The following is a 21,170-nucleotide window of genomic DNA, read 5'->3' on the forward strand; positions in this document are numbered from 1 at the left end:
AAAATACAATTTCTTTGGGTAATTGAAATTGTAAATACTTTTTGTAGATAAAAAGTATTTTATAAACAAAAGGTTAAATAACAGATGTTATTTAACCTTTTATTTACTATAATTAATACTTCTGATATTATCTTCTATTACCTAAAAATCTTAGTAAAAATAAAAATAAGTTAATAAAATCAAGATATAAAGACAATGCACCTAAAATAGAAGCTTTAATAAAGTTGTCCTGATCTGAATTTCCTACTTCTGTCCCGATTGCTTTAATTTTTTGAGTGTCATAAGCAATTAAACCTACAAAAACCAATACTCCAACTATAGAAACGATTAAATCTAACATAGCATTTTTTAAAAATAAATTTACTACTATGGACAGAATAATACCGATTAAAGCCATGAACAAAACTTTGCCTAGTTTTGTAAGATCGGTTCTAGTAAAATATCCATAAGCACTCATAATAGCGAAAGTTCCAGCAGTAATAAAAAAAGTAGTAGCTATTGAACTCATGGTATAAGCAAAGAAAATCATTGAGAGGGTCATACCGTTTATAAAAGAGTAAAATAAAAATACGGCAGTAGCTAAACCAGCGGTCATTTTCTGAATAGCAGCACTTAATGAAATTACCAATAATAATTCACCGATAATAAGTGCATAAAATAAAAATGTAGGACCAGTTTCAGTAAACATAAGTTTAAGAATTCCTGTAGATGCAGAGGTAAAATAGGCGGTAAAACCGGTAACTAATAAAGCTAAACTCATCCACATATATACTTTTGAAATAAAAGTAGCCTGATCTTTAACCCTCGTTTCTTGTCCTTATTATGTTTTCTTATTCTTGATATTCCATTTTTTATAATTTTAATTTTTTCAAAGTTATTAAATGATTTTAGTAAAGGCAAAATTTGTACCTTATTTTTTTTGTATTATTCTTCTTTTTATAATATCAGGAAAACATGTAATAATAAATTTTTGTATATATATTTGTATAAATTACTAAAAAAAGACATTATGATTAAAAAAATTTTAATATTAGGGCTAAGTAGTATTCTTTTAGCAGGCTCTATGATTAACTGTAATCAAAAAAAAGCAGATGATAAATTTGTTAAGATAGCAGAGCAAACCAATGCTCATTTACCCATGACCATAAGTCCAGGGATTTCTTTGGAAAAAGCTGAAGCTGTTTCGAATAAAGAATTTAAGTTTTATTATAAATTAAATGATAAGCCCAATATCTCTGCAGAAGAATTTGTAAAAAATGCTAAACCTCGGGTTATAGAAGCATTAAAAGCAGCAAATTCACCGGATATAAAATTATTTTCTGAAAATAAAATGACTTTGGTATATATTTACAATACAAATGAGGGAAAATTTGCAGAAATAAGATTAAATCCAGAAGAATATGTAAAAAAATAAATTTTGTTTATAAAAGAGCTCTTAATTTTATTAAGAGCTCTTTTATAATCTTACCATTTAGCTATTTTATTTATTCTTGTTTGGTGTCTTCCTCCATCAAATTCAGTGGAAAGAAAAGTATCAATAATTTCTTGAGCCAGTTCTTTGGCAATAAAACGAGCGGGAATGGCTACTATGTTAGAGTTATTATGTTGGCGAGTTAAACGGGCAATATCTGTTTGCCAGCATAGTGCACAACGAATACCTGCGTGTTTATTAGCAGTTATAGAAACCCCTTCACCACTGCCACAAAAAATAATTCCAAAATCAAATTCTTTATTTTCTACAGCTATAGATAATGGGTGTATATAATCAGGATAATCACAACTTTCAGAAGAATAAGTTCCGAAATCATGTATTTGATGTCCTTTTTCTGAGAGGTATTTAAAAATATAATTTTTATATTCAAATCCTGCATGGTCTGCGGCTAATGCTATTTTCATATTATTTGGGTTTAGATTTTTAATTCAAGATTTTTTATACGTTGTAAACTTTCTTTTTTTCCTAATATTTCCATTATTATTGGGATATCAGGACCTTTAAGTTCTCCTACTAACGCTAGGCGTAAAGGTTGCATAACTTTACCAAAGCCCAAACCTGATTTTTCTACATAATCATGTATATAATCATGCAGTTCTCTTTCAGAGAACAAAACGGATTGTAAGCCTGTGTATAATTGAGAAAGTATAGTAGCAGTTTCACCTTTTATAACTTTTTTATAATTTTTTTCTTCGTAAGAAGAGGGAGCAATCCAGAAAAAAGAACCGATTTTCCATATTTCCTGTATAAAATTTACTCTTTCTTTTAATAATTCTATAATACGAAGATCTTTTGTATTATAAGGCTCTATACCTTTTTCCTTTAATATTTTTTGGAAATGTGGAAGAAGCATAGAAGCATTGGATTGTACTATATATTCATGATTGAACCATTTTGCCTTTTCCGGATTAAATCGGGCTCCTGATTTATGGACTTTTTCTAAATCAAATTCCTGGACTAGTTCTTTCATAGATAAAATTTCTTTATCATTAGTCGGAGACCATCCTAGTAGAGCTAACATGTTTATAAAGGCTTCAGGTAAATACCCTTCTTCTCGATATCCGATAGAAGAAGTTCCATCTTTTTCATTTATCCAGGCAAGAGGAAATACAGGGAATCCGGATTTATCTCCGTCCCGTTTACTTAATTTTCCTTTTCCTTCGGGTTTTAATATTAATGGGAGATGAGCAAATTTAGGGGCATTCCAACCAAAGGCTTCATATAATAAGACGTGAAGTGCAAGTGAAGGTAACCATTCTTCTCCGCGTATGACATGAGTAATTTCCATAGTATGGTCATCTACAATATTAGCCAAATGATAGGTAGGCATTCCATCCGTTTTTACTAATACTTTATCATCTAATGTAGAAGTGTCAATTGAAAAATTACCACGGATAATATCTGATAGTACTAGAGTGCGGTGCGGAGGTATTTTGAAACGTATTACATAAGGAACCCCAGAATTTATTTTTTGCTGTACTATTTCATTACTTAAATTTAAACTATTATTTAAATTATTTCGTATTTCAAAATTATAAGAAAATACTTTTCCTTGAGCTTCATAATCAGTGCGTAATTTTTCTAACTCTTCAGGAGTATCAAAAGCTATGTAAGCATAGTCTGTTTTAAGTAAATCTGCAACATATTGTTTGTAAATATCTTTTCTTTGCGATTGTTTATAAGGAGCAAAAGGTCCACCTTTTTCAGGACTTTCATCTGGTTCTAATCCACACCATTTCAGGGCTTCATTAATATATTCTTCAGCACCTTTTACAAAACGGTTTTGGTCTGTATCTTCTATTCTTAAAATAAATTTTCCATTATTTTTTTTTGCAAAAAGATAATTATATAATGCGGTTCTTACACCACCTATATGTAAATATCCGGTAGGACTAGGAGCAAAACGTACTCTAATTTCTGACATTTGTAATGTTTTTCTATGCAAAAATAACAAAGAAAAAGAACTTTTTCGGAAAATATTATACGATTTGTCAAGAAAAAATAATGAAAAATTTATTTTACATTATATTCTTTTAAATTATCATTTCATGTAGTAAAAAAAATACTTAAAAAAAACAGATTTAAAAACTCAAAAGAAATGGAACCACTATTTTATCTAAATAAAGCTCTAGGTGGGGTAATGGGTGTAAATGCAATTAGTGAAACTATGGGAATCTTACAATTTAGGATAAGGCATTCAGATGCAGGTTATTTGCCTACTAGTTCTTACTCTTTTTTTTTATTTTAAAAATCATGAGAAGAAAATTTCCCTAAAATTAAATAAAGTGATTTAAAGAGTGAAGATTTTTCCTATGGAAATGTATTTAAATATAGAAAAAGTTCGAAATAGATGATATGTAATGTGTAATGCCTTATTATGGCATGATGAATATATATGAAGAAATAAATAATAAATAGATAAAAAAATAGAGGGTAATTACTAATTATTACCCTCTATTTTTTTATCATTTTAGGAAATTATTAATTGTTTTCAGGTCTTAGCTCTCTAACTACTGTTCCGGTTCTCCACATTTCACTTTCACGAAGAGCTTTTAATTCTTCGTTTAGTTTTTCACGGTAATCTGGTTTAGAGTTGGTATCAATAGATCGTTGTGCTTCATTTCCAGAAGCAACTTCAGCATATAATTTTGCAAATACGGGTTTGGTAGCGTCATGAAAAGGACCCATCCAATCAAGGGCTCCTCTTTGTGCAGTAGTAGAGCAGTTGGCATACATCCAGTCCATTCCTTTTTCTGCAAATAAAGGCATTAAAGATTGAGTAAGTTCTTCTACAGTTTCATTGAACGCTTCGGAAGGGGTGTGACCGTTTTCGCGTAATACCTCATACTGAGCTAATAAAATTCCCTGAATAGCTCCCATTAAAGTACCTCTTTCTCCAGTAAGATCAGAATATACTTCGCGTTTAAAGTCTGTTTCAAATAAATATCCAGATCCAACTCCTATTCCTAAAGCAATTGTTCTTTCTTTGGCTTTTCCGGTAGCATCTTGGTAAATAGCATAGCTTGAGTTAATTCCCCTTCCTTCTAAAAACATACGTCTCAGGCTGGTTCCGGAACCTTTAGGGGCTACTAGAATTACATCTACATCAGAAGGAGGAACAATTCCGGTTCTATCATTAAAAGTAATTCCGAAACCATGGGAAAAATATAGAGCTTTTCCTGCAGTTAAATGAGGTTTTAACTTGGGCCAAACTTGAATTTGCGCAGCATCAGATAAAAGGTATTGAATAATAGTACCTTTGGCCGCTGCTTCTTCAATTTCAAATAAGGTTTCTCCGGGTACCCAACCGTCAGCAACAGCTTTATCCCAGGTTTTACTAGCTTTTCTTTGTCCTACAATTACATTAAATCCGTTATCACGTAAGTTTAATGCCTGTCCCGGACCTTGTACTCCATATCCGATTACGGCAATTGTTTCGTTTTTTAATATTTCTCTTGCTTTTTCTAAAGGATATTCTTCACGAGTAACAACATTTTCTGTTACTCCTCCAAAATTCATTTTTGCCATGATATTTTTTATTTAATTATTTTTAATTATTGATTCTTTTGCTTTAAGTTCTGACAGCATATCACTCAATCGTTCAATTTTTGAAGTGTTTATTGCAATTCTACCGGAACGTATAAATTGTAATACTTGAATGGTTTTACTTAATTCTATAAAAAGAGCTTGCGTATCAGAATAGTGTCCGGTTTTTTGAATGACTACACATACTTCATTTATTTCAAGGATTTGAGCATTGTATTTTCTAATTAAATTTTCAACGGAACCTATTTTTAAAAATTCAGGTGTTGAAAGTTTGTATAAGGCAATTTCCTGATATATCAGCTCATCATCTGTATTGTAATAGGATTTTAATACGTCTACACTTTTATCTATTTGCTTTACTACTTTTTCAATGGTTTCTTTATTACACTTAACGGTTATGGTAAATTTGTGAATTCCTTCTATAGCAGAAGGTGATACGGATAAAGTTTCAATGTTTAGAAACCTTCGAGTAAAAACACTTGTTATTTGCCCTAAAAGTCCTACGGTATTTTCAGAGAAAATTGTTACCGTATATACGGTTTTATTGGTTGTTTTTTCCATGAATATTTTGTTGTTTCCCAAGATTTATTTCTAAAAATTGGTTTTATTAATTAATGAAATTATACTTTTTTAGATTCCCCTAATAATATATTAGTAACACAGGTTCCGGCAGGAACCATAGGGTAAACCATTCCTTGTAATTCAACCTGTACATCTAATAAATAAGGTCCTTTGTGAGTAATCATTTCTTTTATAGCCTCATCTAATTCTTCTCTCTTTTTAATTGTACGAGAGGTTATTTTGTAAGCTTTAGCAATCGCTGCAAAATCAGGATTGGTCATAATAGTTTCAGAGTATCTTTCATCGAAAAATAATTCCTGCCATTGACGAACCATACCTAAAAAATGATTATTTAAAATAATTATTTTTACGTTTATATTGTATTGCATAATGGTGCCTAGTTCTTGTAATGTCATCTGAAATCCTCCATCTCCTGAGAATAAACATACAGTTCTTTCAGGGTTACCAATTTTAGCTCCTATAGCTGCTGGTAATCCAAACCCCATAGTGCCTAACCCACCTGAAGTTATGACACTTCGGGTTTTTTTGTATTTAAAGTAACGTACACCCATCATTTGATGCTGCCCTACATCAGTTACAAGAATTCCATCATTATGTGTTGCTTCAGAAACTTTTTGTACTACTTCACCCATTTTTATTCCTCCCGAATCAGGATATACTTCGTCTTTGATAACAGCTTCAAATTCTTCTTTCTGGTAATTTTTAAAACTATTCCTCCACTCTGTATGCTTATTTTCACTAACTAGTTTAGATACCTCGCATAAAGTTTTTTTAGCATCTCCTAATACCTTAACTGTAGTTTTGACATTCTTATCTATTTCAGATGGGTCTATATCAAAATGAATAATTTTAGCTTGTTTGGCATAGGTGTTTAAGTCCCCGGTTACCCGATCGTCAAAACGCATTCCTATGGCTATTAATAAATCACACTCATTAGTTTTCATATTTGGAGCTACATTTCCATGCATTCCTAAGAGGCCTACATTTAATGGATGTTCTGAAGGTAAGGCAGATAATCCTAGCATTGTAGAAGCTCCGGGTATATCTGCTTTTTCTAACAAAATTTTTAATTCTTCTTCTGCATTACCTAGTATAACCCCTTGACCTATTAATGCCAATGGCCTTTTAGATTCATTAATAAGTTTTGCAGCCTTTTGTATGTCCTCTTTATTTAGGTCAGGATTAGGTTGATAACTTCTTATAAAATTCATTTTCTGATAAGAAAATTCTAATAAGCCTTGTTGTGCATCTTTGGTTATATCTATAACTACAGGTCCTTTACGGCCTTTATTGGCTATGTAAAAAGCTCTTGCTATAATTTTAGGAATATCCTCGGCTTTTCTTACCTGATATGCCCATTTGCTAATAGGTTTAGTGATACCCACTACGTCTGCTTCCTGAAAGGCATCACTACCTAATAATCCGGAAAATACTTGTCCAGTAAGAACTACTAATGGGGTACTGTCCATCATAGCATCGGCAATACCTGTGACTGTATTGGTTGCTCCCGGACCGGAAGTTACAAGAACTACACCCGGTTTTCCGGTTACACGAGCATAACCTTGTGCTGCATGAGCAGCAGCTTGTTCATGTCTGACTAAGTAGTGATTTATTTTATCTTTATAATCGTATAAGGCATCAAATACTGGCATAATTGCTCCGCCCGGATATCCGAAAATCGTATCTACTCCTTCGGCAATTAGTGAATGAATGAGAGCCTCGCTTCCAGAAATTTTATTGTTACTCATAACGTTCTTTTTATTCTTTTTTTATTTTATTAACCTTACCGCACCTAAGTCTGCAGAGCTTACCATACTGGCATAAGCTTTTAAAGCTTTGGATATTTTTCGTTCTCTATTGGGTTTAAATGCTTTTTCGCCTTTGGATAATTCTTGTTGTCTGCGGAATTCCAGTTCTTTTTCTGATATTTTTACATTAATGGAACGATTGGGAATGTCTATTTCTATTATATCACCATCTTCTACCAATCCTATAGCTCCACCGGCAGCAGCCTCCGGTGAAACGTGACCAATAGATAATCCAGAAGTTCCTCCGGAAAATCTACCATCTGTTATCAAAGCACATTCTTTTCCCAGGTGTCTAGATTTTATGTATGAGGTAGGATAAAGCATTTCTTGCATTCCAGGTCCGCCTTTAGGACCCTCATAGGTAATAATTACTACATCTCCGGCTTGTACTTTTCCTTCTAATATACCGACACAAGCATCATCCTGAGAATGAAAAACTTTAGCAGTTCCGGTAAATTTAAATATACTTTCATCAACACCTGCGGTTTTAACTACGCAGCCGTTTAGTGCTATATTTCCTTTTAAAATTGCTAATCCTCCATCTTTGGTATATGCATGTTCTATATCTCTTATGCAGCCTTTTGTACGATCTGTATCTAATGTTGGGTATGTATTGTTTTGTGATCCCATTATTAAATTAAATTTATTACCCGGAGCAGATTTATATAAATCTACAGCTCTGTTTTCTGGATTTTCTTTATTAATTGTATATTTTTCTATGGCTTGTTCTAGGGTAATTCCTTCTATTCTAGATACTTGGGTATCAATAAGATTTCCTTTAGCTAACTCCCCTAAAATACCTAATATACCTCCGGCTCTATTTACATCTTGTATGTGATATTTGGCTGTATTAGGAGCAACTTTGCATAGACAAGGTGTTTTTCTGGATAAAGCATCAATATCATCCATAGTAAAATCAACTCCTGCTTCATTAGCTATTGCTAAAAGGTGAAGTATTGTATTCGTTGATCCGCCCATGGCTATATCTAATGTCATAGAATTTAAAAAGGCTTGTTTAGTGGCTATGTTTAAGGGTAACACAGAATCATCCCCATCTCTGTAATATTTATAAGCATTTTCTATTATAAGTTTTGCTGCATCTTTGAATAGTTTTTTTCTATGCGAATGCGTGGCTACAATAGTTCCGTTACCCGGTAAGGCAAGTCCTATAGCTTCGTTTAGGCAGTTCATGGAGTTAGCAGTAAACATGCCAGAACAAGAGCCACAGGTGGGACAAGCCATTCTTTCAATAGCGTTTACTTCCTTATCAGAGACTGTATCGTCTGCAGATTTAATCATGGCATCAATTAAATCAAGATGCTGGTTATTATATTCTCCAGCTTCCATGGGACCTCCGGATACAAAGATTGTGGGAATGTTTAAGCGCATGGTTGCCATTAACATACCGGGGGTTATTTTATCACAATTGCTGATGCATATCATAGCATCTGCTTTATGTGCATTTACCATATATTCTACACTGTCAGCGATAAGATCTCGGGATGGTAGGGAATATAACATTCCATCATGTCCCATGGCTATCCCATCATCAATAGCTATCGTATTGAATTCAGCAGCAAAACATCCATGTTTTTCTATTTCGGATTTAACGTATTGTCCTATTTCATGTAAATGTACATGTCCTGGAACAAATTGTGTAAAAGAGTTAACTATGGCAATTAAAGGTTTTCCCATTTGTTCTTCTTTCATTCCATTAGCTCTCCATAAAGCTCTTGCTCCTGCCATTCTTCTGCCTTGTGTACTACTATGGCTTCTTAGTTGGTTTTTCATTTTTATTTTTACTGTTTGCTTTTGTGAATAAAAAACCCTTTTTCTAGAATCAGAAAAAGGGATATATGAATATATTTTTAAACTACAATAGAAACACACTACATTCCTTTTTCTGTTTAGGAACCAATGACCAGAATGAGAGTGACAATGTAGTTGTGTAATAGCATAAGTATTTTTTTAAATCACAATTCAAAATTAAAATAGTTTTTTGTTATATCCAAATATTTTTCAGTAAATAAATTAAATATTTATGGTTTTAAAAGATGTTTTAATGATAAAAACATAAAAAAATATTTATTATTTATATTGTATTGATTAGTTTGTTTTTTTGGAATTCTGAATAAATAAGTTAAATATTTGTTCATATGTAAATAAAAAGGGAGTTATTTGCTAAAATAATGTTGAATTGGTAATGAAAAACAAATGGTCAAATGAATAAAATTGTTAGCTTTTTTATTATTTTTGATTCAACTAATATGGTATTTATTAATAAATAAATTGCTTAAAATATTTATATTATTTTTTATTTAATATATTAATAATTAGATGCATTAAAAAAAGACTTCTATATCATATGTAAGAAGTCTTTTTTTATTAATATAGATACTAATAAATCAATATTAAGCATTTTTGATATAATCAACGATCCAATTTCCTACTTCTGAAGTGGAATAAGCTTTTTCTTCAAAAGCAATATCTTCTGTTACGATTTTTTGTTCCATAGAAGCATTTACTGCTTTTCTAATTAAAGCTCCTTCATCTTTAAGATTGAATGCATATTCAAACATAAGTGCAGCAGATAAGATTGTAGCTAATGGATTCGCAATATTTTTACCCGCAGCTTGTGGGTAAGAGCCATGAATAGGTTCGAATACTGATGTGTGTATCCCAATAGAAGCAGAAGGAAGCATACCTAAAGATCCGGTAATTACAGAGGCTTCATCAGTAAGTATATCTCCAAATAGATTTTCAGTAACTAAGACGTCAAATCTTTTAGGCCATTGAATGATCTGCATAGCAGCGTTATCTACAAACATATATTCAGTTTGAATATTAGGAAATTCTTTTTCAATTTCTTGTGCAGTTTGTCTCCATAATCGTGAAGTACAAAGAACATTAGCCTTATCAACTACAGTTAATTTTTTATTTCTTTGCCCCGCTAGTTTATAGGCTAAACGTAATATTCTTTCCACTTCTTCACGAGTGTATACGCAGGTGTCATAAGCTGTATCACCATCCTCGCTTCTTCCTTGAGGGCGGCCAAAATATAACCCTCCTGTTAATTCGCGAATACACATAAAGTCTGCTCCATCAACTAATTCAGCTCGTAATGGAGATTTGTGAATTAAAGATTTAAAAGTATTAATTGGACGAAGGTTAGCATAAAGACCTAGTTCTTTTCTCATTTTTAATAAACCTTGTTCAGGTCGAACTTTGGCTGAAGGATTATTATCGTATTTGGGATCTCCGATTGCTCCGAATAAAACTGCATTTGATTTCATACATAGTTCATGAGTTTCTTTAGGGTATGGTGATCCGGTTTTATCTATAGCAGTAGCTCCCACTAAAGCTTCTTTATATGTAAGCTCATGATTAAATTTAGTACATATAGTTTTTGTTACTTCTAAAGCTTGAGCTACAATTTCCGGACCTATTCCATCACCGGGTAATACAGCAATATTTAATTTCATTTTTTTTAATATTAATTTAATTTATATATTCTTTTTTCTCAAGAAAGTAAACACCTTCTCCTTTATCACCATTTTCCAAATCAGTTATTTGTATGCGAAAGATATCATAGAGCAGGGGATTTTTTTTGGTAGGTAGTCCTACGGATATTAAATAAGCTCCGCTTGTTTCTTGTCTATCAAAATATTCTATAACTTCTTGTTTATATTGAAGAGGTACTTCTTCGTCATTTATGGTAATTTTTATATCTATTTTATTGGGAGGGGGAGAAAGATTCATATGTGGAGTTTTATTTTTTTGATAAGTAAATGCTTTTGTTAAGCTCATAGGTCGACAAAATATAGTATATCCTTGCCCCCCTCCTTGGACATGGAATACATTAATACCGTATACTTCCATACGATGATATTTCATATTGAAGATAGTGTCTTTATCGGCAATAAAATTCCATGCCCAAAATTCTAAACGTTGATCTTTTTCCGGAAGTATAGAACCTGCGTTAGGATATTCACTCATATTAATTGCTCCCAAGGAATAATAACGTCCTTTCTTTATTTTAGTTTTATAATATCCATTTTTATCTGTTAAAGTCTCTTTTATGACCTCAAATTTTGTGTTTTGCCAAAAAATAGATACACTGTCTAATGGATTATTGTCATAGTCATTAACATAACCCTGTATAGTGACTGAATCATTATCTACTTGTGATTTTAGTGGATAGCATATTATAAATAAAATACTAATTATAAATAATTTATTTTTCATTTAATATATATATATATTTATTACATACTTTCTATTAAATTCAACATTTTTTCAGTGGCTTTTATAGCTGCTTCTATCTGATCAGCATCTAATCCACGGGTTTTAAATTCATTTTCATGAAATTTCCAGGAAATTACAGTTTGAACTAATGCATCGGTTTGTCCCCCTAGAGGAATGATCACTCTATAATTAGTTAAAATCGGTTTAGTTTTATTAAGTTTATCATATATTAGGCTGATTGCCTGAAAAAAAGCATCATATTGTCCGTCTCCTGAAGCTGTTTGTTCAAAAATTTTTTTGTCTATTTCCATCCTTAATGAGGCCGTAGGATGAAGCCCTTTACTTAAAACCAAAGCATAGGATAGTATTTTTACTTTTTTTTCATTTTCGTTAGAATTTAATACATCGGAAATAATAAAAGGTAAATCTTCTTGAGTAATAATTTCTTTTCTGTCTCCCAATTCTATGACCCTATTGGTAACTTTGATCATGTCTTTTTCGTCTAACTCAATTCCTAATGCTTCTATATTCTTTTTAATATTGGCTTTTCCTGATAATTTTCCCAAGGCATATTCTCTTATGCGGCCAAATCTGTCGGGATGAAGATCGTTATAATAAAGATTATTTTTATTATCTCCATCTGCATGAATTCCTGCAGTTTGGGTAAAAACATTTTCTCCTATAACGGGTTGATTAGAAGATATAGTTTGTCCGGAATAAGTTTCCACTACTCTGCTGACTTTATTAAGCATTTTTTCATTTATAGTGGTTTTGATTTTCATTTGATCATGAAGAACAGCAATAACACTGGGTAGGGGAGCATTTCCTGCTCTTTCTCCCAAACCATTCATTGTAACATGAATTCCCTGAATTCCAGCTTCTACTGCAGACATTACATTAGCTACAGCCAAATCATAGTCGTTGTGAGCATGAAAATCAAAATGATTTTTAGGGTATCGGGTTAATATTTGTGTGCAAAATTCTTTAGTATTATTTGGGTTTAATATTCCTAAGGTATCGGGTAGCATGAAACGTTTTATAGGTAAGTCTTTAAGATTGTCTAACAAGTAATATACATAATCTGGAGAATTAAGCATTCCGTTTGACCAATCTTCTAAATACAAGTTTACAGAAATTCCTTTGGATTGCGCAAGAAATATATCATATTTAATGTCTTTTAAATGTTGTTCCGGTGTTTTTCGTAATTGTAATGTAACGTGTTTTAAAGATCCTTTTGTCAGTAAATTTATAGTTTTGCAGCCGGTATTTTCAATCCAGTTTAAAGATATTCCTTTATCTACAAAACCGAGTATTTCTAATTTATCTAGGTGTCCTGCTACTTTTGCCCATTCTGCAATCTTTTGGATTGTTAGAAATTCTCCTTCAGAAACTTTAGCTGAGGCAATTTCCAATCTATTTACCCCCATGTCTATAAGGAGACGGGTTACACTAAGTTTTTCCTGCGTTGAAAACGAAACTCCTGAAGTTTGTTCTCCATCACGCAGGGTGGTATCCATAATTTCTAACATAATTATAGTTTAAGTTTAATTTAATTTTTATTAATGTAGTATTAATAAATTATTAATATTGAAAAATGCGATTTTTTTCATATTCTTCAATTTTATCTTTTTTAGATAATAGGTAATCTATGTCATCTAAACCATTTAAAAGACATTCTTTTTTATATGAATTAATTTCGAAACTTTCTGAATTTCCTGTAGCATTATTGGTAATGGTTTGTTTTTCTAGATTAATTGTAATAGTATTTTCAGGATTGGTATGTATACATTCAAAAAGTTCTGACAAAAAATTGGGAGTTACTACTACGGGAAGAAGTCCGTTATTTAGAGAATTATTTTTAAAAATATCTGCAAAATAGCTGGAAACTACAGCTCGAAATCCATATCCAGCTACTGCCCAGGCAGCATGTTCACGACTGGAACCACTTCCAAAATTTTTTCCGGCTACTAAAATAGTACCTTTATAAGTTGAATTGTTTAACACAAAGTCTGGTTTAGGATTTCCTTCTTTATCATATCTCCAATCCGCAAAAAGATTATTTCCAAATCCTTCTTTATCAGTAGCTTTTAGAAAACGTGCAGGTATTATTTGATCTGTATCTACGTTTTCTATAGGGAGAGGAATACAAGTTGATGTTATGGTTTGAAATTTTTCCATGTTTAATTTTTTTCTTGATTAATTAAGTTTTCTTGGGTCAGTAATTTTACCGGTGATAGCCGCTGCAGCAGCAACTAAAGGGCTGGCCAATATAGTTCTGGCACCAGGCCCTTGTCTTCCTTCAAAATTTCTATTAGTTGTGGAAACAGCATATTTTCCGGTAGGAACTTTATCATCATTCATGGCTAGGCAAGCAGAACATCCGGGTTGGCGAACTTCGAAACCGGCATCTTCCAATATTTTATAAAGTCCTTCATCTCGGAGTTGCTGTTCTACGCGATGACTTCCGGGAACTAACCAAACCGTAACATTATTTGCTTTTTTCTTTCCTTTTACAAAATTAGCAAAGGTTCTAAAATCTTCTATTCTACCATTGGTACAGCTTCCTAAGAAGACATAATCTATTGGTTTACCTTCCATTTTTTCTCCTGGATTAAATCCCATATATTCTAATGATTTTTTAAATGAAATTTTTCCGGTTTCATCTAATCCTTCCAGGGTAGGTATGGTTCCGGTTATGAAAACTCCCATTCCTGGATTAGTTCCGTAGGTAACCATAGGTTCTATTTTTGAAGCATCAAAAATATATTCTTTATCAAATTTTGCTCCTTCATCGGTTTTAAGGGTTTTCCAATACTCTACAGCCATATCCCATTTTTCACCTTTAGGAGAAAAATCTTTTCCTTTAAGATATTCAAAAGTGGCTTCATCAGGTGCAATTAATCCTCCACGGGCGCCCATTTCTATACTCAAGTTGCAAAGAGTCATCCTTTGTTCCATGTTTAAATTCCGGATAGCTTCTCCGGCATATTCTACAAAGTATCCGGTAGCTCCTCCCGTAGTCAATTGCGAAATCATAAATAAAGCTAAGTCTTTGGCTGTAACTCCGTCACTTAATTTATCATTAAAAGTAATTCTCATCGTTTTAGGTCGACTTTGAAGGATACATTGGGTCGCTAGAACCATTTCTACTTCACTGGTTCCTATTCCAAAGGCAATAGCTCCAAATGCACCATGGGTAGAAGTGTGACTATCACCACAAACAATGGTCATTCCGGGTTGAGTATATCCGTTTTCTGGTCCAATAATATGTACAACACCATTTCTTTTATTTCCAAGAGCGTAAAGTGTAAGTCCAAATTCTTCTGCATTTTTAGATAATGTGTCTAATTGTTTTCTAGATATAGGATCTTTTACTGGTTGGTCTTGATTGCAGGTTGGAGTATTATGATCTGCCGTTAAGGTTGTCTGGTTGGGTCTAAATACTTTTAACTTTCTTTCTCTAAGTCCATTAAAAGCTTGAGGACTAGTAACCTCATGGCAGAAATGCCTATCTATATACAATTGGGTAGGACCATTTTGTATAGCCGTTACTGTATGGGCATCCCAAATTTTATCAAATAATGTTTTCATATTCTGTATCGGTTTGTATAAATTATGTTTTTATTTTGTTATTAACTGGTATTTTTTATACTGGAAATTTGTTCATTGCATCAATAAATGACTCAACAGAGGCAACGACTATGTCTGTATTTGCAGAAAATCCGTAATAATTTATTCCTTTATATTCGACTTGCATATGAACTTTTCCAAAATCATCACTACCTTTATTGATTGCTTGAATTAAAAATTCTTGAATATTTATTTGTTTTTTTACTATTTCTCTTACTGCTTTGATGGCAGCATCTACAGGACCATTTCCAAATGAAGTGGCAGTGAACTTTTCTCCGGAAATATCTAAAGTTACTACTGCTACACATTTTATTCCAATGCCTGAGTTAACTTGTAGATAATCAAGTTTAATACGGTTGGATTTTCCTACTTCTTTACCTGCTAAAATTAATAAATCATCATTATTAATATCTTTTTTGTTGTCTGCCAACACTAAGAATTTCTCATAAATTTCTGATAATTTATCAGCATTTACTTTAATTCCTAGTAGGTCTAATCTGCTTTTTAAGGCATGTCTACCACTACGGGCTGTAAGAACGATAGAATTATCGTTGATTCCAACTTCTTTCGGATCTATAATTTCGTAGGTGGAAAGATTTTTTAAAACGCCGTCTTGATGAATTCCGGAAGAGTGTGCAAATGCATTTCTACCTACTATCGCTTTATTGGGTTGTATGGGCATGTTCATTAAATTAGAAACCATTTTACTTAATGGATATATTTTTTGCGTATTTATATTGGTCTCTATGTTTAATTCTTTGTGGCTTTTTATTGCCATTACAACTTCTTCTAATGAAGTATTACCGGCTCTTTCTCCAATACCATTTATAGTTACTTCTACTTGACGGGCTCCATTTATTACACCCATAAGTGAATTAGCTGTTGCCATTCCTAAATCTTGATGGCAATGTGTAGAAAGAATAGCATTTTTCATGTCTACATGGTCTATAAGATATTTGATTTTTTCTGCATATTCAGTAGGTAAGCAATACCCTGTAGTGTCCGGTATATTAACTACGGTAGCGCCGGCATTGACCACAGCCTGAACTACTTTTGCTAAATATTCATTGTCTGTTCTTCCGGCATCTTCTGCATAAAATTCAACATCTTCCACAAACTTTTTAGCATAGGTGGTTGCATCAACAGCACGTTTTATAATTTCATCCTGAGTGGAATTAAATTTATATTTAATATGGAAATCAGAAGTCCCAATTCCTGTATGTATTCTTTTTTTCTTTGCATGTTTCAAAGCTTCTGCTGCTATTTCAATATCCTTTTCTACAGCTCTTGTCAATGCACATATGGTCGGCCATGTAACAGCTTTTGATATTTCTACCACAGAATTAAAATCACCTGGACTTGAAACTGGAAATCCGGCTTCAATAACATCTACACCCAGTTCTTCCAATGCTTTGGCTATCTCTATTTTCTCAATTGTATTTAATTGACATCCTGGTACTTGCTCTCCATCTCTTAAAGTAGTATCAAAAATAAATAATTTCTCCATTTTATGATTCATTTTTTTAATATTAAAACAAAAAAGCCTTCTCAGTTAAGTGAGAAAGGCTTTTTTATATTTTGGATCATTTATAACATAAGCATTTACTCACTCTGAGATTGTCCCAGAATCAGAATAATGCTGATAATGTTAGTAAATAATGACATTGGCTATTGTATTGGTTTGTTTTTTTATTTCGATTGCTAAATTATGACATTTTTTATAAAAAACAAATAAAAAATAATAAAAATGTTTTGCCTTATCAATTTTTATAAGTACAAAAGCTGCGATTTATTGGTTAAATGATATAATTTTATTTAATATAAAAATTATATAATAAAAATAGTTTTTATATTTCATGTTTTTTTAAAGATTATTCAAAAATATATTTTTATAGTATGAAAGGGTTTAAAAAATCATTCATAAGATATGTATAATTTACAAAATTCTAAGAATTGTATTATTTTATATTTGTTTTGTTAGAGAATTTGTGATTAATATATTTGGATAATTATTAATTAATGTTTTGTAATTTATTTTGTTATAATAATTTAATTTGTATTGTTAGTTTTAATATTCAAATTTTAAAAAGCTAAGGTTATTTTTATTTTATATTTGTGTTTTATTTAAAGTAACAGTGATAAAAAAAATTTGCTTATTTATATACAGTATTATTTTAATTGAAATGATTCTTAAGTTTATGGATTATTTTAATTATGAAAAACTTATTGTAAAGGGGTTTTATATAAATTATGAAGCTGGATTTATTCGTAGAGGTTTATTTGGGAGTATATTACTGTTTTTGGCAAAAAATATTTCCATAAATCCGTTTAAGTTTCAAATTATTTTTGAAGTTATTTTAATTGCTTTTTTAATGTATTTAATTATTAAGGATTTTTATAAATATAAAATACAACCTTATATTCTGTTTGGAAGTTTTATGCTTCTAAATATTATTGCATATAAAATGTTTTTTACTCTAGATGTTTTCATGTTTATTTTTTTCATTTTACAGATGAATCTTATTAATAAAATAAATACTTTTAATATTAAGATTATTACAATAAACTTGACGAGTATTTTTATGATTCTTATTCATGAAGCTTATTTTATATTTACTTTTTTTCCAATATTATACTTACTTAATGTAAATAGTTTAAGTGCTCAAAATATAAAAAAATTATTTTTATTGTTTCCATCTTTTATTGTCTTTCTATTGGTAGGAATTTGCTTCAATGGTTTTGGTGTTGATATAAATGTCATAATTAATAGTTGGGGAGAATTTGGAACGATGCATTTGAAGGAAATCGGTGAATTATATTGGGTATTTAATTCTAGTGATGAGGTTATAATGTGGAAAATTCCAATTTTTAAAAGTCATCCTATCTATCTTTTAGGTTTCTTACTTAATACCATTTTGATATTTTTTTGTATGTTGATTTATTTAAACAAAAATTTTCAATCAAAATCAAATAATATTTTTACGTTTTTAATGTGTCAATATATAGCTATTATTTTAATATCATTAATAGCTGTTGATTATGTTAGATGGTTTTGGCTATCCAATATAATTACGATATTTACTTTAATATATGTAAAAACAAATAATGGATTTTTAAAAATTGTAAATTTAAAACTTACTAATAAATTATATTCTGTTAATAAATTTATACTTTTATTTATCGGATTACCATTAGGAGCAAGTTGGTCTCCTACGCAGTTTATATATACAATGCCAATAAAGCATTTTTTTGATTTTGGGAAAAGATTTTTGTTACTGTTTTGATAGTGTAAAAACTTTATTGGTAATAGTTGGTATTTCCTCCTTGTAATGGGTTACATATATTAATGCTTTATTTGCGGTACAGAATTTTTCTATTAATTTTTTTATTTGTTGTTTATTTGCCATATCAAGCCCATGTAAAGGTTCATCTAAAATAATTAAAGAAGGATCTTTTACAAATACTCTGGCTAAAAGAACCAACCGTTGTTCGCCCGTAGATATTGATAGGAAAGAAGTATTTTTCAGATTTTCTATTCCAAATATCTTCATCCATTTTAAGGCAGTGATTTTTTGATTTTCCTTGCATTTTTTATAAAGTCCAATGGTATCGAAGAATCCTGATCCAACCACATCAAGACAATTTACATTTTTATGATAATATAAATGCATTTCAGGAGATATATATCCTATGTGTTTTTTTATATCCCATATGCTTTCTCCGGTTCCTCTTTTTCGATCAAACAATGTAATATCATTAGCATAGGCTTGCGGATTGTCTGCAGCAATTAAACTTAAAAGGGTTGATTTTCCTGAGCCATTTGGACCCAGCAATGCCCATTTTTCGCCTTTCTTCACCTTCCAGGATAAATTTTTGAGAATTGTACGTGTTCCATAACATATAGTAATATCTTTTAAAAGTAAAGCATATTTAAAATCATTTTTTTCATTTTTATCAGATAGATGAGGAAGAAGAGATTCATTAATTTTAGATTGAAATAGACTTTTGTGTAAATTATAATTTAATAAAAAATCAGATTTTAAAGAATAGGGGAGTAATTTTTTGTCTTTTATGGGAAGTATATGGGTAATTATTGGTGGAATATCGTGAATATCTGAGGCAATAATGATAATTTGTAAATTATCTATCTTAGCTAAGTCTGTAAGTACTTTTTGTAAAATTTTTCTTGAACTTTTATCTAATCCTATAAATGGATTATCCAAAATTAAAATTCTGGGTTTAGTAGATAAGGAGCGGACTATTAAAAATTTACGTAATTCTCCGCTAGAAAGTAAATTAATTTTTTTTTCAAGTAAATCAGTTATCTTAAAGATTGAAATTAAATAATTTATCCATTCTTGATTCCTTTCTTTAAAAAGAATATTTTTTACAATAGGTATATCTTCTTCCAGCCCAATATTCCATCGTTGTTGGTAATATCCGTTTTGGAAATCAGTTAAAGAATATATATCACGAAAAGCTACAAATTTTATAAAATCTTTTATAGGTTTTTGCAAACCATTTTCATCCAAACAAATTATCACGCCATCTTTTAATGCATGTTTTCCTATAAGAATGTCTATAAGTAGTGATTTCCCTGAACCATTAGGTCCTATAATTGCCCAATGTTCATTTTTATTAATTGTCCAATTTATAGGGTGTTGAAATTGGGAATAATCCATTCTAGGTATTACATTTTCTATTTTAATGATTTTTTTATTCATAGGTGAATTTTTAAGGGAAAAATTATATATCGAATTAACATGAATTAATATTTGAACAGTATTCTTTACAAATGTACTAAGCATATTTAAATAAGTATATTTAAAAAAGTATAAAACCAATTCTTAGGTTTATATTAAGAATGAAAAGTATTACCTTTGTTAATTATGAGTTTTTTAGAAAAATATCAAAATATAATTAGTCAATCTATTAATAATTTTATCCCTGATGGAGAGCCTTCTGAGTTGTATGAACCTATGAAATATATCTTACATTTAGGAGGAAAACGACTAAGACCTGTAATATTATTAATGGCATATAATTTATTTAGAGAAGATATAGAAAAAGCAATAAAACCTGCATTAGGAATTGAATTTTTTCATAATTTTTCTTTGATACACGATGATATTATGGATCAGGCTCCATTAAGAAGAAATAAAAAAACTGTTCATGTAAAATATAATGAAAATACAGCAATTTTATCTGGAGATGCTTTATTTGTTAAATCTTTTCAAATGCTTGAAGATTTGGAGCCTAGCTTATTTAAACCTTGTTTTGAATTATTCTCAAAAACAGCTTTAGAAGTTTGTGAAGGTCAACAATATGATATGAATTTTGAAACTCGGAAGGAAATTTCCTTCGAAGAATATATTCATATGATTACAGGTAAAACAGCTGTTTTATGTGCTTGTGCAATTAAAATGGGAGCAATTATTGCTAAAACGGATAAAGAAAATTCAGATAATTTATATGAATTTGGGAAATATTTAGGAATAGCTTTTCAATTAATGGATGATTATTTAGACGTTTTTGGAAATGAAAGAATGGTAGGTAAAAAACATGCAGGAGATATTTATGAAAATAAAAAAACCATTTTGTTTTTTTTAGCTTTAAAAAGAGGAGATGAAAAACAAATAGAAAAACTAAATTATTGGTTTTCTATAAAAGATGATAGTGATACTAAAGTAAATGAGGTAATAAATATATTTAAAGAACTAGAGGTAGATAAGATGTGTTTAGAATTAGTGGATAGCTATACAAATCTTGCTAAGGAATATTTAAATAAAGTGAAAGTATCCTCAGAAAAAAAACAGTCTTTTTTTGAGTTAATAGATTATTTATTATTAAGAGAAAGTTAAATAATA

General features: G+C 30.6%; 18 protein-coding genes. 4 read left to right on the top strand and 14 right to left on the bottom strand.

Translation table 11 applies throughout. The features are described from left to right. Window positions 1-127 precede the first annotated feature (127 nt). Window positions 128-781, bottom strand: a complete 654-nt coding sequence (locus tag C4S77_RS11420; RefSeq protein WP_260210063.1) for a Bax inhibitor-1/YccA family protein — start codon at window positions 779-781, stop codon at window positions 128-130. 228 nt (window positions 782-1,009) lie between these two features. Between C4S77_RS11420 and C4S77_RS11425 the strand changes: the two genes are divergently transcribed. Next, complete coding sequence (locus C4S77_RS11425; protein WP_146106113.1) at window positions 1,010-1,414, top strand: hypothetical protein; 405 nt, start codon at window positions 1,010-1,012, stop codon at window positions 1,412-1,414. Window positions 1,415-1,464: 50 nt separating this feature from the next. On the opposite strand, the gene rpiB is transcribed toward C4S77_RS11425, so the two are convergent. Both rpiB and gltX read right to left on the bottom strand, forming a co-directional pair. After that, on the bottom strand, window positions 1,465-1,896 hold the full coding sequence (rpiB, locus tag C4S77_RS11430; RefSeq protein ID WP_105247659.1) for a ribose 5-phosphate isomerase B: 432 nt from the start codon (window positions 1,894-1,896) through the stop codon (window positions 1,465-1,467). An 11-nt stretch (window positions 1,897-1,907) separates the two neighbouring features. Then, entirely contained in the window at window positions 1,908-3,416 is a 1,509-nt protein-coding gene (gene gltX / locus C4S77_RS11435) for a glutamate--tRNA ligase (RefSeq protein ID WP_105247660.1), read from the bottom strand. 174 nt (window positions 3,417-3,590) lie between these two features. Here gltX and C4S77_RS13075 point away from each other — a divergent pair, with 174 nt between their 5' ends. Beyond that, complete coding sequence (locus tag C4S77_RS13075) at window positions 3,591-3,740, top strand: hypothetical protein (protein ID WP_181042884.1); 150 nt, start codon at window positions 3,591-3,593, stop codon at window positions 3,738-3,740. A gap of 233 nt (window positions 3,741-3,973) precedes the next feature. On the opposite strand, the gene ilvC is transcribed toward C4S77_RS13075, so the two are convergent. The 10 genes from ilvC to C4S77_RS11485 form a co-directional block, all read right to left on the bottom strand. Next, on the bottom strand, window positions 3,974-5,020 hold the full coding sequence (gene ilvC / locus C4S77_RS11440; protein WP_105191577.1) for a ketol-acid reductoisomerase: 1,047 nt from the start codon (window positions 5,018-5,020) through the stop codon (window positions 3,974-3,976). Window positions 5,021-5,032: 12 nt separating this feature from the next. Next, a complete protein-coding gene (ilvN, locus tag C4S77_RS11445) occupies window positions 5,033-5,599 on the bottom strand; it encodes an acetolactate synthase small subunit (RefSeq protein WP_105247661.1) in 567 nt (188 codons plus the stop codon). Between the two features lie 59 nt (window positions 5,600-5,658). Further along, window positions 5,659-7,368, bottom strand: a complete 1,710-nt coding sequence (ilvB, locus tag C4S77_RS11450) for a biosynthetic-type acetolactate synthase large subunit (protein ID WP_105247662.1) — start codon at window positions 7,366-7,368, stop codon at window positions 5,659-5,661. Between the two features lie 21 nt (window positions 7,369-7,389). Next, entirely contained in the window at window positions 7,390-9,219 is a 1,830-nt protein-coding gene (gene ilvD, locus C4S77_RS11455) for a dihydroxy-acid dehydratase (RefSeq protein WP_105191571.1), read from the bottom strand. Between the two features lie 620 nt (window positions 9,220-9,839). Then, window positions 9,840-10,910, bottom strand: coding sequence for a 3-isopropylmalate dehydrogenase (gene leuB / locus C4S77_RS11460; protein ID WP_105191569.1), 1,071 nt, complete (start codon window positions 10,908-10,910; stop codon window positions 9,840-9,842). Between the two features lie 16 nt (window positions 10,911-10,926). After that, entirely contained in the window at window positions 10,927-11,673 is a 747-nt protein-coding gene (locus C4S77_RS11465) for a peptidase associated/transthyretin-like domain-containing protein (RefSeq protein WP_221405126.1), read from the bottom strand. 20 nt (window positions 11,674-11,693) lie between these two features. After that, the gene (locus C4S77_RS11470; protein ID WP_105247663.1) at window positions 11,694-13,202 is read right to left on the bottom strand and encodes an alpha-isopropylmalate synthase regulatory domain-containing protein; all 1,509 of its coding nucleotides are present in this window, start codon (window positions 13,200-13,202) and stop codon (window positions 11,694-11,696) included. A gap of 52 nt (window positions 13,203-13,254) precedes the next feature. Then, window positions 13,255-13,851, bottom strand: coding sequence for a 3-isopropylmalate dehydratase small subunit (leuD, locus tag C4S77_RS11475; RefSeq protein WP_105191565.1), 597 nt, complete (start codon window positions 13,849-13,851; stop codon window positions 13,255-13,257). Between the two features lie 18 nt (window positions 13,852-13,869). Then, window positions 13,870-15,264 carry a 3-isopropylmalate dehydratase large subunit gene (gene leuC, locus C4S77_RS11480; RefSeq protein WP_105247664.1) on the bottom strand — a complete coding sequence of 465 codons (1,395 nt, stop codon included), beginning with the start codon at window positions 15,262-15,264 and terminating at the stop codon, window positions 13,870-13,872. 55 nt (window positions 15,265-15,319) lie between these two features. After that, window positions 15,320-16,822: a 2-isopropylmalate synthase gene (locus tag C4S77_RS11485; protein ID WP_221405127.1), complete on the bottom strand. Its 1,503-nt coding sequence runs from the start codon at window positions 16,820-16,822 to the stop codon at window positions 15,320-15,322. Between the two features lie 679 nt (window positions 16,823-17,501). Between C4S77_RS11485 and C4S77_RS11490 the strand changes: the two genes are divergently transcribed. Further along, entirely contained in the window at window positions 17,502-18,587 is a 1,086-nt protein-coding gene (locus C4S77_RS11490) for a hypothetical protein (RefSeq protein ID WP_146106114.1), read from the top strand. Here the strand turns inward: C4S77_RS11490 and C4S77_RS11495 are convergent. Then, the gene (locus tag C4S77_RS11495) at window positions 18,576-20,027 is read right to left on the bottom strand and encodes an ATP-binding cassette domain-containing protein (RefSeq protein WP_105247817.1); all 1,452 of its coding nucleotides are present in this window, start codon (window positions 20,025-20,027) and stop codon (window positions 18,576-18,578) included. The genes C4S77_RS11490 and C4S77_RS11495 overlap by 12 nt on opposite strands. A 165-nt stretch (window positions 20,028-20,192) precedes the next feature. Here C4S77_RS11495 and C4S77_RS11500 point away from each other — a divergent pair, with 165 nt between their 5' ends. Further along, window positions 20,193-21,164 (top strand): polyprenyl synthetase family protein, encoded by a 972-nt coding sequence (locus C4S77_RS11500; RefSeq protein ID WP_105247666.1) that lies wholly within the window; start codon window positions 20,193-20,195, stop codon window positions 21,162-21,164. The last annotated feature ends 6 nt before the right edge of the window (window positions 21,165-21,170 follow it).

Source organism: Apibacter adventoris (assembly GCF_002964975.1).
Lineage (GTDB): Bacteria > Bacteroidota > Bacteroidia > Flavobacteriales > Weeksellaceae > Apibacter > Apibacter adventoris.